The sequence below is a fragment of the Mycobacterium numidiamassiliense genome, from assembly GCF_900157365.1.
GTDB lineage: Bacteria > Actinomycetota > Actinomycetes > Mycobacteriales > Mycobacteriaceae > Mycobacterium > Mycobacterium numidiamassiliense.
Map to the genome: position 1 here is coordinate 994822 of NZ_FUEZ01000004.1, position 14656 is coordinate 1009477.

Here is a 14656-nt window from a genome sequence, read left to right on the forward strand (position 1 = left end):
CTTTCGAGAGAATAGTATTCTCACAAAACGCGAAGGAGGATTCCATGGGCCAGTTGTCGCATCGGGAAGACGTCCCGTTCCCGATCTTTGACGCCGATAATCATCTCTACGAGCCCCCGGAGGCGCTGACCAAATTCCTGCCCAAGGAGTACAAGGACTACGTCCAGTACGTGCAGATCAACGGGCGGACAAAGATCGCGATCCGAGGTCAGATCAGCAACTACATCCCCAACCCGACCTTCGAGGTCGTCGCCCGGCCAGGTGCCTGGGAGGAGTACTTCAAATACGGCAACCCAGAGGGCAAGACCAAGCGCGAGCTGTTCGGTGAGCCGATGCGCGCGATCCCCGCGTTCTTCGAGCCCGGCCCGCGCCTGGAGGAGATGAACAAGCTGGGTCTGGACCGCACCCTGATGTTCCCGACGCTGGCGAGCCTGCTCGAGGAGCGGCTGCGCGACGACCCGGTCGCCATCCACGTGTTGGTCCATGCGCTCAACGAGTGGCTCGATGAGGTCTGGGGCTTCAACTACCAGAACCGGATCTTCACCACCCCGGTCATCACCCTGCCGATCGTGGAGAAAGCGATCGAGGAGCTGGAATGGGCGGTCAAGCGTGGAGCGCGTTGCATCCTGGTCCGCCCGGCTCCGGTCCCCGGCTTCCGTGGCCCGCGGTCATTCGCGGTGCCCGAGTTCGACCCGTTCTGGGAGCGGGTCGTCGAGTACGACTTGCTGGTCGGCATGCACTCCAGCGACAGTGGCTATTCCCGGTACACCTCCGAGTGGGACGGTGCCGACCAGGAGATGCTGCCGTTCCAGACCAACGCGATGGGCATCCTCAACGAGTGGCGGCCGATCCAGGACTCGGTGGGGTCGTGGGTGATCCACGGCGCGCTCTACCGCCACCCGAAGCTGAAGGTCGCGATCGTCGAGGCCGGTTCGAAGTGGATGACCCCGCTGCTCGACGGCCTGGCCGAGGTCTTTAGGAAGGCCCCCGAGGCGTTCCCGAGCGACCCCGTCGAGATGGTCAAGAACCGCATCCACGTCAGTCCGTTCTTCGAGGACGGCATCGACGATCTGGTCAACCTCGTCGGCGTCGACCAGGTGCTATACGGGTCGGACTGGCCGCACCCGGAAGGGCTGGCGGAGCCGACCTTCTACGTCAACGCGCTATCGCACCTCTCCGTCGAGGACCAGGCAAAGATCATGGGCGGCAACCTGTCCCGACTCGTCACGGTGTGACGGACAGTCAACCCTGGGAGACCATCCCCGAAATGGTCTTGAGCGCGGCGGACCGCTTCGGCGACACGGAAGCAGTCGTCGACGGTCCGCTGCGCTTTACTTTTGCCGAACTTGTCGAGCGAATACGTTGCGCCGCGGGCGCATTCGCTGACCTCGGTGTTGACAAGGGAGACCGCGTCGCCATCTGGGCGCCGAACTCGGCGGAGTGGATCGTCGCGGCGTTCGGGTTGTTGACCGCGGGTGGCGTGCTGGTGCCGGTGAATACCCGATTCAAGACCGAAGAAGCGGGCGACGTGATCGCCCGTAGCGGAGTGAAGGCCGTCCTGGTGCAGAAGGGATTTCTGGGCCAGGACTTCACCGCTCCCGCGGGAATACCGGTTATCGACCTGAAGTCCGACTTCCTTTCCAGCGGTTCACCATTCGAGCGCGCGGTCAGCGGCACCGACACCTCCGACATCATCTTCACCTCGGGGACCACCGGCCGCCCGAAGGGCGCGATGATGGACCATCGCCAAACGCTGCGGATGTACGAGGAGTGGGCGACGCTCGCGGATCTGCGCGAGGGCGACCGCTACCTGCAGATCAACCCGTACTTCCACACGTTCGGCCTCAAAGCGGGACTCATCACGTCCTGCCTGCGCGGCGCGACCATGCTGCCGGTCGCCGTGTTCGATGTCGACGTGGTCGTGGATGTTATTGAGCGCGAACGCATCACGATGCTGCCCGGGCCGCCGACCTTGTACCACTCGTTGCTGACAGTTCAAGACAAGGCGAGGCTGTCGACTCTGCGGGCGGGCGTGACCGGCGCTGCCGACATCCCCGTCGAATTGGTCCGCCGCATCCACGATGAACTGCCGTTCCAGACGTTGATGACCGGCTACGGGCTCACCGAGGCCGGCAACGTGACGCTGTCCCGTCCCGGTGATTCCTTCGAGGATGTCGCTACCACCGCGGGCCTGCCCTGTGAGGGGGTCGAGGTGCGCATTGCCGATGACAGCGAGGTGCTGGTCCGCGGTTACGGCGTCATGCAGGGCTACCTGGATGACCCGGCGGCCACCGCACAAGCGATCGACGGCGATGGGTGGTTGCATACAGGAGACCTGGGGAACTTCGACGACTCCGGGCGACTGCGCATCGTCGGGCGCAAGAAGGACATGTTCATCGTGGGCGGATTCAACGCCTATCCGGCCGAGATCGAGGGGTTCCTGATGGAGCACCCGGCGGTCGCGCAGGCGGCGGTGATCGGCGTTCCCGACGAGCGGCTCGGACAGGTGGGCAAGGCGTTCGTGGTTCTGAGCGGCGCTTTGGAGGCAGCCGAATTGATCGGCTGGTGCCGAGATCGCATGGCGGGCTTCAAGGTCCCGCGGTCCGTGCAGTTCCTCGAGTCACTCCCGCTGAACGCAACGGGCAAGGTCGTCAAAGATCTCTTGCGGTAGTCCCGCCGCGTCGTATGTTCTTTTGCGAGAATCCCATGTCCACAGGTTGTATGGCGTTTCTCGAGTTGCGGTGCGACGGCTTCGATGGTATCGGCCGCAGCAGGTGATAACGTGGTTCTCCTGGTCAGGACGACCGGCGGTGGGGACCACGGGCAACGCAGACTCGGCGCAGGTGCTGCGCGGTGTCGCGTTTGCCGAGTAGGGTGGCCCAACGGCGAGGCCGGCCGGCCGCGGCTGGACGCAGACTTGCCAATGACGGGCAAGCGGTAGAGGAGTTAGGCAGTGAGTCACGAGCAGCCTCGTACTCGGGCTGGTGAGCGGTGAGTGGTGGCGCTCGCCAGAATGCCGCTGACGCGAAATCGGCCCCTGTGAACGAGGACGAAACCCCAAGTACTGCCGCCGATATCCGGGCGTTGGCCGAACAGGCGGAGGCAGAAGCCACGGAAGCGGAGGCGCTCGCCGCCGCCGCGCGCGCCCGTGCCCGGGCGATCCAGTTGCGCCGCCAGGCGGAAGTCATCGAAGCCAAAAAAGAAGAAGCCAAGAAGGAAGAAGACGCTAAAAAGGCGGAACAAGAAGAGGCCGCAAAAGAAGAAGCTGCCGAAGAAGTAGAAGTAGTGGCCGCGGAAGAAGATACAAAAGAAGAAGGCTCAGAAGACGCGGCCAGCGAACAAGACGACGCTGACTCCGTCGCGACCGAGGAGCCGGACCCCTCGGAGACATCGGGGACGGAGGCCCCGGAAGACACCGAGGCGGCGGTCGAGCCGGACAGCGACAAGAAGAAGGAGAGTCCGACCGAGGCTGTCGCGAAAGCCGACGCCGAGGCCGATACTCCCGCCGTGCCTGAGGAACCGGAGGGACGTCCGCGTCGCCTTTCGCGCCTGGTTCGCCGTCCGAAGTGGTCGACGGTGGCCGCGAGCGTCGCCATCGTTATTATTCTGGCCGCGCTGGCGGGTAGCGGTTACATGATCAAAGAGCATCAAGATGCGGTGCGTAAGCGTCAGCGCGTGGCGGAGTTTACTGCGGCCGCACGCCAGGGCGTCGTGACGTTGACATCGCTGGACTTCAACGAAGCCAAGCAAGGCGTCCAGCGGATCCTCGACAACTCCACCGGCTCGTTCAAGGACGACTTCATCAAGATGGCCGACGATTTCACCAAGGTGGTGGAACAGTCGAAGGTGATCTCGCAAGGCTCCGTTCAGGCCGCGGCCGTGGACTTGGACACCATGACCAACGATTCAGCTGTGGTGCTCGTCGCCTCCACGTCCGAAATCACCAATGCTGCTGGTGCCAAACAGGATCCACGTAACTACCGGCTGATCGTGACGGTTTCCCGCGACGGTGGACAGCTGAAGATATCGAAAGTCGAGTTTGTGCCGTGACCGCAAAAGAAACATCGGTCGAAAAGCCAGCAGAAATCGAGGAGTCGGCAGACGCCGAGAAGGCCGACGACACCGAAAAGGCCGCAGACGCTGAAAAGGCTACGGACGCCGAAAGCGCCGAGAAGGTCGAAAGCGCCGAGAAGGCTGACGACACCGAGGAAGACGGGGTGGCACCCGGTCGGGGCAAGCGCGTCGTCCGCATAGTGAAGAAGCGGCCGTCCGGCAAGATCCTCGCCGGCGTGCTGGCATTGCTGGTCGTGGTATCGCTGGCGGCGCTGGGTAGCGTGTTCTACTTCATCTATCTCCCAGATCGCGACACCGATGCCGCGGCCGCAAAGACGGCGATCTCGGCGGCCAGCGAAGGGACAGTGGCGATCCTGTCGTATTCACCCGAGACCCTGGATCATGACTTCGCCACTGCCAAGTCGCATTTAACGGGCGACTTCCTGAACTACTACAACCAATTCACCTCACAGATCGTCACCCCTGCCGCCAAACAGAAGTCGGTAAAGACAAGCGCGGTAGTGCTTCGCGCCGCCCTGTCGGAGTTCCACGCAAATTCGGCCACCGCGCTGTTGTTCGTCAACCAGAGCACGCAGAGCAAGGACCGGCCGGAGCCGACATTTACCAACAGCAGCGTCGTGGTCGTAATGAGCAAAATTGATGGGAAGTGGCTCATTTCGTCGTTCACCCCGGTGTAGGCCCTGATGGCGGACAGCGAGATGGCGAACGACATTCATTCGATGGTGATCGCGTCGGACTATCGCGTTCCCGATCCGTCCCGGGTGTGGCCGCTGCTCGAACGCAGCAAGGCCGCTCTTTCCGACATTGGGGCACACCATGTCCTGGTCTACACGTCGACCCACGACTATGGCCGCGTCCTGGTGATGATCGGAGTGCACAGTCGTGAGCCGATCGTGGAGCTACTTCGGTCGCGGGTTTTCTTCGACTGGTTCGACACGGCCGGGGTCGAAGACATCCCGGCGGTATTCGCCGGCGAGATCATCGACAGGTTCGTCCCGGAGTCCCCGTCGACCCTGTCGGCCCCCGGTGTCGTCGTCGCCGCCATCGCGTCGGTCGACGACGTGTCGGTGCTGACTAGCGAGGTCGGCTCGGCGATCGACAGGTTCGCCGCGGCCGGCATCCGAAAGACTTGGATTTTCCAGGCTTTCGACGACAACCACGAGGTGCTGATACTGCAGGAGTTCCCCGACGAGGAGAGCGCGCGGCAGTGGATCGATCACCCCGACGCCGCCGCGCAATGGATGACCCGGGCGGGCGCGGGCGCGTACCCGCCGCTCTTCGTCGGCCAGATGTTCGACATGATGCGCATCGAGGCATAAGTGAGCGGACCACTCGGTGTTCGTGTGCCTGTGTAACGGAGTCACCAGCCACACCGTGGCCGACGTCGTCGCCGCAGGAGCGACGACGACAAACGAGATCGCTCGGGTCTGCGGAGCGGGAGCCGACTGCGGGCGCTGCCGGCGCACCGTCCAGGCGATACTGCGATCCTCGAGCCCCGATCGCAAAACCTCTAGACGCTAGGCGCTTTCAGCGGCGCTGACCCTCCGGAGGCGACATGGGCTCGACGAGTTTCCCTAGCAGCGTGGGGATTTCGAGACGGGGCAACACCGCCTCAACCAACACCATGCGGTCTTGCCGCTCGGCGGCGGCGGTGAAGGCGTCATCGAGCTCACCGTAGTTCTCCGCCCGGAACGCCAGGTGATCGGTGACTCCGAGCGTGCCCGGAACGTCGGTCCAACTCCAGCCGACGATGTCGTTGTAGGGCGCCTGCGGCCCGTGGATCGCCCGTTCGACGGTGTAGCCATCGTTGTTGACCACCACGATCACCGGAGCCAGTCCTTCGCGGAAGAAGGTGCCCAGCTCCTGGATGGTCAGCTGCGCGGCACCGTCGCCGATCAGCAGCACCGTCCGGCGGTCCCGATGCGCCACGCCGGCCCCGACCGCTGCGGGCAACGTGTAACCGATTGAGCCCCAAAGGGGTTGGCCGATGAAGGTGACTCCATGGGGAAGCCGATGGTCGGCCATGCCGTAGAAGGAGGTGCCTTGATCGGCAAGCACCACGTTTCCGGGTGTGAGCGCTTCGCACAGTCGGTCCCACAGCATCTGCTGCGTCAACGGCCGGTCGCGCGCGGGTGTTTCGGCTCCCTCCGGGGGTGTCGGTGGGGCGGGCGCCGCCACCGGGGGTGACGTGATCCCGCGCCTGGTCAGGATCTCGGCCAGCGCCTCGAGCGCTGCGCCCATCTCCAACGGCGCGAACACCTGGTCGGCGACAGTGCTCTGGTATTGCCCGATGTCGATGGTCCGGGTCGCGTCGATCCGCTGGCTGAAGAAGCCGCTGACCATGTCGGTGAACACCACCCCGGCGGTCACCAAAACGGGTGCGTCCTCAACCGCGGCGCGCACCTGTGTGGCGCTGGCCGAACCGGCGTAGATCCCCAGATAATTGGGTGCGCTTTCGTCGAGGAGACTCTTTCCCCACATCAACGTCGCGTACGGCACCACGTCCGCCGCCAACAGCGCCTCCAGCTCCTTGACCGCCTGCAGGCGATGCACCAGCAAGTCGGCGAGCACCGTCAGCTGGTTGTCCGCGATGAGCTCGGTGGCCGCGTCGACGAACATCGACAGGGCGCGGGGACTGGTGCCGCCGGTGTAGCGGGGCAACGGCGCCCCCGGGGGTTCGGTGGGAAAGCGTGCGACATCGCTGGACAGCAGGATGTATCCGGGCAGCTTGTGCTCACGCACCTCGGACAGCACCCGGTCGATCTCTCTGCATGCCGTCGCGGGCATGAGATTTGCTTGCGCACAGGTGATTTCGCGGCTGATGCGGAAAAAATGCTCGAAGTCCCCGTCGCCGAGCGAATGATGCAGCGCCCGCCGGGTGCCCTGGGCGTCTTTGGTGGGACCGCCGACGATGTGCACGACAGGCACGTGCTCGGCGTAGCCGCCCGCGATCGCGTTCGCCGCCGAGAGTTCGCCGACTCCGAATGTCGTTACCAGGGCTGCCATTCCGCGCAGCCGCCCGTATCCGTCGGCGGCGTAGCCGGCGTTCAACTCGTTGGCGCAGCCGACCCAGCGGATGGCTCGATGGGCGACGATGTGATCGAGGAATGCGAGGTTGTAGTCCCCGGGCACGCCGAAGATCTCGGAGACTCCGAGTTCGGCAAGACGGTCCAGCAGATAGTCACCGACGGTGTAGATGGGATCGGCGGGACCGGACCCCGCCTCAGTCGTGGTATCAGTCACGAGGACGACGGTACGCTCGGCCGAATTCGCCGCCGGTGCGGCATCATTTCGCTAGGGTGCGGCCATGGCGATCAACGAAGCGCGCGACATTGTCATCGAAGCCAGCCCAAAAGAGATCCTCGATGTCATCGCGGATTTCGACTCGGTGACCGAGTGGTCACCACCCCATCAGAGCGCTGAAGTCCTGGAGCGCAACGCCGACGGTCGGCCCACCAAGGTCAAGATGAAAGTCAAGGCCGCCGGAATCACCGACGAGCAGGTGATCGCCTACACGTGGGGTGACAACGAAGTGAGCTGGACGTTGGTGAGCTCCGGTCAGCAACGATCACAGGATGCGTCCTACACCCTGATCCCCGACGGCGATGCCACCAAGGTCAAGTTCCAGCTCAGCGTCGATCCCGTGGTCCCGCTGCCGGGCTTCGTCTTGAAGCGCGCCATCAAAGGCACGATCGACACCGGGACCGAGGGGTTGCGCAAGCGGGTGCTGCAGTTGAAGAAGGGCAAGTAGACGCGGTGAACCGGGTAGGACCCCTGGCCGGCATCAAAGTCATCGAGCTCGGCGGTATCGGGCCGGGCCCGCACGCGGGGATGGTGCTCGCCGACTTGGGGGCCGACGTGGTGAGGGTGCGCCGCCCCGGCGGGCTGACGATGCCGGCCGAGGATCGCGACTTGATGCACCGGGGCAAGCGGATCGTCGATCTCGACGTCAAGACGCAGCCGCGGACGTTGCTGCAGCTGGCCGCCAAAGCCGACGTGTTGCTGGACTGCTTCCGCCCCGGCACCTGCGAGCGGCTCGGCATCGGACCCGACGACTGCGCGGCGGTCAACCCGCGGCTGATCTTCGCGCGGATCACCGGCTGGGGACAGGAAGGGCCGCTGGCCTCGACGGCCGGCCACGACATCAATTACCTGTCGCAGACGGGCGCCTTGTCGGCGCTGGGCTACGCCGACCGGCCGCCAATGCCACCGCTGAATCTGGTCGCCGATTTCGGCGGCGGGTCGATGCTGGTGCTCCTGGGCATCATGGTCGCGCTGTACGAGCGGGAGCGTTCGGGCACCGGCCAGGTCGTCGATGCGGCCATGGTCGACGGGGTCAGCGTGCTGTGCCAAATGATGTGGACTATGAAGGGAATTGGCAGCCTGCGCGACAAGCGCGAATCGTTCCTGCTGGACGGCGGCGCACCCTTCTATCGGTGCTACGAAACCGCCGACGGCAAGTACATGGCCGTCGGCGCTATCGAACCGCAATTCTTCGCGGCGCTGCTCACCGGGCTTGGCCTGTCGCCCGACGACATTCCTGCTCAACTCGACATCGATTCGTACCCGCAGATGTACGACGTCTTCGCCGAGCGGTTCGCCGGGCGGAGCCGCGACGAGTGGACACAGGTCTTCGCCGGCACCGATGCGTGCGTCACTCCCGTATTGACGTGGAGCGAGGCGGCCGCCAACGACCACTTGGCCGCACGGTCGACGGTGATCACCGCCCACGGCGTCGAGCAGGCCGCGCCGGCTCCGAGATTTTCCCGGACGCCGCCCGGGCCGGTCGGGCCGCCGCCCGCGACGACGACACCGATCAGCGAAATCGGCTGGTAGCTGGCGAATTACGCCGAACACATTCCGTGCGGCGTGCGTCGTTGCTAGGTTGAAGTGAGTGGCTGTAAAAGCATCTCGTGAATTTATCGTCGATGCGCCGCTAGACGTGGTCATGGGGGCGCTCGAGGATGTCGCTGTGCTGGAATCCTGGTCGCCCCTGCATAAAAAGGTGGAAGTGGTCGACCGTTATCCCGACGGTCGAGCCCACCACGTGAAAACCACCATCAGAATTATGGGACTCCGCGACAAAGAAGTCCTCGAATATCACTGGGGTCCCGATTGGGTGGTGTACGACGCCAAAGGCACGGCCCAACAACATGGCCAGCATGTCGAGTACAACCTCAAACCGGAGGGCGTGGACAAAACCCGGGTGCGGTTTGACATCACCGTCGAACCGGCTGGTCCCATTCCCGCCTTCATGGTCAGGCGGGCCATGCAAAATGTCCTCGACGCCTCAATGCGGGGTTTGCGCGACCTCGTCGAGGGCGGACGCGATTGAAGACAAGGCACCGTAATTTTCAGTGCACAAGGGCTCGCAATTGCTAATTTATAGACAGTGGCCATACGCGCATCGTCCGAAATTGTCATTGAGGCGCCCCCGGAAGTAATCATGGAGGCGCTGTCCGACATGGACGCCGTGCCGTCGTGGTCTCCGTTGCACAAGCGGGTTGAAGTCGTCGACCGATATCCCGACGGCCTGCCGCACCACGTCAGAATGACGATCAGAGTGAGCGGCATCGCCGATACCGAAATGGTCGAATATCACTGGGGTCCCGACTGGATGGTCTGGGATGCGCAGAAGACCGCCCAGCAACATGCCCAGCATGGCGAATACGAGTTGCAGCGTGAGGGCGATGACAAAACCCGGGTGCGATTCAGCATCACGATCGAGCTCAGAGCTCCGCTGCCCGGGTTCTGGGTGCGCTCGGCCGGCAACAAAGTTCTCTATGCCGCGCTGGAGGGCCTGCGGAGGCGCGTGATGCGCGACGAGGGCGCTAGGTAGTCACGCCGTTCTTGAGCGCGGACAATCGCCGGATACCCTCGTCGATGGTGTCGACGCGCTTGCAGAAGGTGAAGCGCACCAAGTGATTCCACAGATCGATATGCGCGCCAGCGGGATCGCAGAATGCCGACAACGGAATGGCGGCCACGCCAACCTTTTCCGGTAGCGCCGCGCAGAACGCGGTGCTGTCCTCGTAGCCGAGCGGACGCGGATCGGCACACAGAAAGTAGGTGCCGTTGCTCTCGTGCACGGCGAAACCGATGTCGGTCAGACCGGTGGCCAGTCGGTCCCGTCTGTTCTGCAACGAGCTGCGGAGTTCGGCCACCCACGCGTCCTCGGTATCTAGCGCGAGAGCGACCGCTGGCTGAAATGGTGCGCCGCCGACGTAGGTCAGATACTGTTTAGCCGCGCGCAATCCGGCGATGAGTTGTGCTGGGCCGCAAGCCCATCCGATCTTCCAGCCGGTGCAGTTGAACATCTTGGCCGCGCTGGAGATGGTGATCGTGCGCTCTGCCATGCCGTCGAAGCTCGCCAGCGGCAGATGCCGGTGGCCGTCGAACACCAAGTGCTCATACACCTCGTCGGTGATCACCAAAAGGTCTGCTGCGATGGCAATTTCCGCGATGGCGGCGAGCTCGGTGGCGGTCAGCACCACACCGGTCGGGTTGTGCGGCGAGTTGACGATCAGCGCCCGCGTCGCCGGTGTCACCGCCCGGCGCAGTGCGTCGACGTCCAGGGCGAAGCCGCGGCCGTCGGGGACCAGGGGAACGCCGACCCGATGCGAACCTGCCATCGCGACCACCGGAGAGTACGAGTCGTAGAACGGCTCGATCAGCAGAACCTCCGAGCCCGGCTCGACAAGTCCGATCACCGCCGAAGCGATCGCCTCGGTGGCCCCGACCGTCACCAGGATTTCGGTGTCAGGGTCGTACTCGACGCCGAAGTGCCGCTTGCGCTGGGCCGCGATCGCCTCGCGCAGCGGCGCTATGCCGATACCGGGCGGGTATTGGTTGACCCCGTCGGCGATGGCCTCTTGTGCGGCCTTCAGCAGCGCAGGCGGTCCGTCCTCGTCCGGGAAGCCCTGACCGAGGTTCACCGCGCCGATCCGCGCGGCCAGCGCCGACATCTCGGCGAACACCGTGGTCGCGTAGGGCCTCAGTCGCGACACCGTCATGGTCGTCGAGCCTAGCTTCAGGCCCCGCCGTGGCTGCATCGTCATGTTCGAGCGTTGAGCAGCAACGAAATGGCCAACCAACAGGTTGGCCGGGAGCCCCTGTTAGGGTGCTGTAAGACGGACCCCGAAACCCAATTTGTGAAGAGGAAGTCGACATGTCCGAAGAAGCCTTTATCTATGAGGCCATCCGCACACCGCGCGGCAAGCAGCGCAATGGTTCGCTCAACGAGGTCAAACCGGTAAATCTGGTTGTCGGCCTGGTCGACGAGCTGCGCAGGCGCAACCCCGACCTCGACGAGAACCTGATCAGCGACCTCATCCTCGGTGTGGTGTCACCGGTCGGCGACCAGGGCGGCGACATCGCCCGCACCGCGGCCCTGGTGGCCGGACTGCCGGAGACCACCGGCGGCGTGCAGCTCAACCGCTTCTGCGCCTCGGGCCTCGAGGCGGTCAACATCGCCGCGCAGAAGGTGCGCTCCGGCTGGGACGACCTGGTGCTGGCCGGCGGTGTCGAATCGATGAGCCGCGTCCCGATGGGCTCCGACGGCGGCGCCTGGGCGACCGACCCGGAGACCAACTATCGGATCGGTTTCGTGCCGCAGGGCATCGGCGCCGACCTGATCGCCACCCTCGAGGGCTTCTCCCGCGAGGACGTCGACGCCTACGCGGCCCGTTCGCAGGAGAAGGCCGCCGACGCCTGGTCGGGCGGTTACTTCGCGAAGTCGGTGGTGCCGGTGCGCGACCAGAACGGTCTGGTCATCCTCGACCACGACGAGCACATGCGGCCCGGGTCCACCGTGGAGAGCCTCGGCAAGCTGAAGACCGCCTTCGACGGCGTCGGCGAGATGGGCGGTTTCGACGACGTGGCGCTGCAGAAGTACCACTGGGTCGAAAAGATCAACCACGTCCACACCGGTGGAAACAGCTCGGGCATCGTCGACGGTGCCGCGCTGGTGCTGGTCGGTTCGGAAGCCGCGGGCAAGTCGCAGGGCCTGACCCCGCGGGCGCGGATAGTGGCCACCGCCACCAGTGGTGCCGATCCGGTCATCATGCTCACCGGCCCGACCCCGGCCACCAAGAAGGTGCTCGACCGTGCCGGCCTGACGATCGACGACATCGACCTCTTCGAACTGAACGAGGCGTTCGCGTCGGTCGTGTTGAAGTTCCAGAAGGACCTCAACATCCCCGACGAGAAACTCAACGTCAACGGTGGCGCCATCGCGATGGGCCACCCGCTGGGCGCCACCGGCGCCATGATCACCGGAACCATGGTCGACGAGCTCGAGCGCCGCAATGCGCGCCGTGCGCTGATCACGCTGTGCATCGGCGGCGGCATGGGTGTCGCGACCATCATTGAGAGGGTTTAAGGCCATGGCAGAGAACACGATTCAGTGGGACAAGGACGGCGACGGCATCGTCACCCTGACGTTGGACGACCCCACCGGTTCGGCCAACGTGATGAACGAGCACTACGCCGAGTCCATGCACAACGCGGTCGAACGCCTTGCCGCAGAGAAGGATTCGATCACGGGCGTGGTCATCACCAGCGCGAAGAAGACCTTCTTCGCCGGCGGTGACCTGAAGGCGATGATCAACCTCGGACCGGAGAACGCCGGCGAGGCCTTCGACACCGTCGAGTCGGTCAAGCGCGACCTGCGCGCCCTGGAGACTCTCGGCAAGCCGGTGGTGGCCGCCGTCAACGGCGCCGCACTCGGCGGTGGCCTGGAGATCGCGCTCGCGTGTCACCACCGCATCGCGGCCGACGTGAAGGGCAGCCAGCTCGGGCTGCCCGAGGTGACGCTGGGGCTGTTGCCTGGCGGCGGCGGGGTGACCCGCACCGTGCGAATGTTCGGCATCCAGAACGCATTCATGAACATTCTGTCGCAGGGCACGCGATTCAAGCCGGCCAAGGCCAAGGAGATCGGTCTAATCGACGAGCTCGTCGGTTCGGTCGAGGAACTGGTGCCCGCGGCCAAGGCATGGATCAAGGCCAACCCCGATTCGCACACCCAGCCGTGGGATGTCAAGGGCTACAAGATGCCTGGCGGCACTCCGTCCAGCCCGGCGCTGGCCGGCATCCTGCCGTCCTTCCCGGCGCTGCTGAAGAAGCAGCTGAAGGGCGCGCCGATGCCGGCGCCGCGGGCCATCCTGGACGCGGCCGTCGAGGGTGCGCAGGTGGACTTCGACACGGCCAGCCGCATCGAGAGCCGCTACTTCACCCAGCTGGTCACCGGCCAGGTCGCCAAGAACATGATTCAGGCGTTCTTCTTCGACCTGCAGCACATCAACGGCGGTGGCTCGCGGCCCGACGGCATCGAGCCGGTCAAGATCAACAAGATCGGCGTGCTCGGCGCGGGCATGATGGGTGCGGGCATCGCCTACGTCTCGGCCAAGGCCGGCTACGACGTGGTGCTCAAGGACGTCACCATCGAGGCCGCCGAAAAGGGCAAGAACTACTCGGAAAAGCTTGAGGCCAAAGCACTTCAGCGCGGCAGGACCACCGAGGAGAAGAGCAAGGCGCTGCTGGGCCGCATCACGCCGTCCGCGGACCCCGCCGACTTCAAGGGCGTCGACTTCGTGATCGAGGCGGTCTTCGAGAGCCAGGACCTCAAGCACCAGGTGTTCCAGGAGATCGAGGACATCGTCGAGCCCAACGCACTGCTGGGGTCGAACACCTCGACGTTGCCAATCACCGGTCTGGCGACCGGGGTGAAGCGTCAGGAAGACTTCATCGGGATCCACTTCTTCTCGCCGGTCGACAAGATGCCACTGGTGGAAATCATCAAGGGCGAGAAGACATCTGACGAGGCGCTGGCTCGAGTGTTCGACTACACGCAGGCCATCGGCAAGACGCCGATCGTCGTCAACGACAGCCGCGGCTTCTTCACCAGCCGGGTGATCGGCACGTTCGTCAACGAGGCGCTGGCGATGCTCGGTGAGGGCGTGGAGCCGGCCAGCATCGAGCACGCAGGTTCGCAGGCCGGCTACCCGGCACCTCCGTTGCAGCTGTCCGACGAGCTCAACCTGGAGCTCATGCACAAGATCGCCGTCGCCAGCCGCAAGGGTGTCGAGGACGCCGGCGGCACCTACGAGCCGCACCCGGCCGAGGCCGTCGTCGAGAAGATGATCGAGCTCGGCCGGCCCAGCCGGCTCAAGGGCGCGGGCTTCTACGAGTACGAGGACGGCAAGCGCACCCGCCTATGGCCGGGTCTGCGCGAGACGTTCAAGTCCGGTGCCTCGCAGCCGCCGCTGCAGGACATGGTCGACCGGATGCTGTTCGCCGAGGCGCTGGAAACCCAGAAATGCCTCGACGAGCACGTGCTGACGTCGACCGCAGACGCCAACATCGGATCCATCATGGGCATCGGGTTCCCGCCGTACACCGGTGGTAGCGCGCAGTTCATCGTCGGCTACCAAGGCGCCGGCGGTGTGGGCAAGGAGGCCTTCGTGGCCCGGGCCCGGGAGCTGGCCGCCAAGTACGGCGACCGCTTCCTCCCGCCCGACTCGCTGACGTAAGTCCAGACGCGAAAGCCCCTGAAACAACGGCGTTTCAGGGGCTTTCGCGTTGG

Annotated in this window: 14 protein-coding genes; 12 read left to right on the forward strand and 2 right to left on the reverse strand. The window is 64.7% G+C overall.

Features of this window, described 5'->3' with window-relative positions; genetic code table 11:
* Positions 1-44 precede the first annotated feature (44 nt).
* The 6 genes from MNAB215_RS13320 to MNAB215_RS13345 all read left to right on the forward strand — a co-directional run bounded on the left by MNAB215_RS13320 (position 45) and on the right by MNAB215_RS13345 (position 5595).
* Positions 45-1235, forward strand: coding sequence for an amidohydrolase family protein (locus MNAB215_RS13320; protein WP_077079276.1), 1191 nt, complete (start codon positions 45-47; stop codon positions 1233-1235).
* Positions 1232-2671: a FadD3 family acyl-CoA ligase gene (locus tag MNAB215_RS13325; protein WP_077079277.1), complete on the forward strand. Its 1440-nt coding sequence runs from the start codon at positions 1232-1234 to the stop codon at positions 2669-2671. The genes MNAB215_RS13320 and MNAB215_RS13325 overlap by 4 nt, the downstream gene beginning before the upstream one ends.
* A 368-nt stretch (positions 2672-3039) precedes the next feature.
* Positions 3040-4050: a hypothetical protein gene (locus MNAB215_RS13330; protein ID WP_245830302.1), complete on the forward strand. Its 1011-nt coding sequence runs from the start codon at positions 3040-3042 to the stop codon at positions 4048-4050.
* Entirely contained in the window at positions 4047-4751 is a 705-nt protein-coding gene (locus tag MNAB215_RS13335) for a twin-arginine translocation pathway signal (RefSeq protein ID WP_108637619.1), read from the forward strand. Before MNAB215_RS13330 ends, MNAB215_RS13335 begins: the two co-directional genes overlap by 4 nt.
* A gap of 21 nt (positions 4752-4772) precedes the next feature.
* Positions 4773-5393 carry a fatty-acid--CoA ligase gene (locus MNAB215_RS13340; RefSeq protein ID WP_077081988.1) on the forward strand — a complete coding sequence of 207 codons (621 nt, stop codon included), beginning with the start codon at positions 4773-4775 and terminating at the stop codon, positions 5391-5393.
* Positions 5394-5409: 16 nt separating this feature from the next.
* A complete protein-coding gene (locus tag MNAB215_RS13345) occupies positions 5410-5595 on the forward strand; it encodes a (2Fe-2S)-binding protein (protein WP_077079279.1) in 186 nt (61 codons plus the stop codon).
* 6 nt (positions 5596-5601) lie between these two features.
* Here MNAB215_RS13345 and MNAB215_RS13350 read toward each other — a convergent pair whose 3' ends face one another.
* Positions 5602-7317: an alpha-keto acid decarboxylase family protein gene (locus tag MNAB215_RS13350; protein WP_077079280.1), complete on the reverse strand. Its 1716-nt coding sequence runs from the start codon at positions 7315-7317 to the stop codon at positions 5602-5604.
* Positions 7318-7381: 64 nt separating this feature from the next.
* Here MNAB215_RS13350 and MNAB215_RS13355 point away from each other — a divergent pair, with 64 nt between their 5' ends.
* Genes MNAB215_RS13355 through MNAB215_RS13370 form a run of 4 tightly spaced genes read left to right on the forward strand, consistent with a single transcriptional unit; the run spans position 7382 to position 9913 of the window.
* Positions 7382-7825, forward strand: a complete 444-nt coding sequence (locus MNAB215_RS13355; RefSeq protein ID WP_077079281.1) for an SRPBCC family protein — start codon at positions 7382-7384, stop codon at positions 7823-7825.
* A gap of 5 nt (positions 7826-7830) precedes the next feature.
* The gene (locus MNAB215_RS13360; RefSeq protein WP_077079282.1) at positions 7831-8910 is read left to right on the forward strand and encodes a CaiB/BaiF CoA transferase family protein; all 1080 of its coding nucleotides are present in this window, start codon (positions 7831-7833) and stop codon (positions 8908-8910) included.
* A 58-nt stretch (positions 8911-8968) separates the two neighbouring features.
* Positions 8969-9409 carry an SRPBCC family protein gene (locus MNAB215_RS13365; protein ID WP_077079283.1) on the forward strand — a complete coding sequence of 147 codons (441 nt, stop codon included), beginning with the start codon at positions 8969-8971 and terminating at the stop codon, positions 9407-9409.
* Between the two features lie 57 nt (positions 9410-9466).
* Positions 9467-9913, forward strand: coding sequence for an SRPBCC family protein (locus MNAB215_RS13370; protein WP_077079284.1), 447 nt, complete (start codon positions 9467-9469; stop codon positions 9911-9913).
* Here MNAB215_RS13370 and MNAB215_RS13375 read toward each other — a convergent pair.
* Positions 9906-11087, reverse strand: a complete 1182-nt coding sequence (locus MNAB215_RS13375) for a pyridoxal phosphate-dependent aminotransferase (RefSeq protein WP_077081989.1) — start codon at positions 11085-11087, stop codon at positions 9906-9908. The genes MNAB215_RS13370 and MNAB215_RS13375 overlap by 8 nt on opposite strands.
* A gap of 155 nt (positions 11088-11242) precedes the next feature.
* Here MNAB215_RS13375 and MNAB215_RS13380 point away from each other — a divergent pair, with 155 nt between their 5' ends.
* Together MNAB215_RS13380 and MNAB215_RS13385 are read left to right on the forward strand one after the other, a co-directional pair.
* Positions 11243-12454, forward strand: a complete 1212-nt coding sequence (locus tag MNAB215_RS13380; protein ID WP_077079285.1) for an acetyl-CoA C-acetyltransferase — start codon at positions 11243-11245, stop codon at positions 12452-12454.
* A gap of 4 nt (positions 12455-12458) precedes the next feature.
* Entirely contained in the window at positions 12459-14603 is a 2145-nt protein-coding gene (locus MNAB215_RS13385; RefSeq protein WP_077079286.1) for a 3-hydroxyacyl-CoA dehydrogenase NAD-binding domain-containing protein, read from the forward strand.
* The last annotated feature ends 53 nt before the right edge of the window (positions 14604-14656 follow it).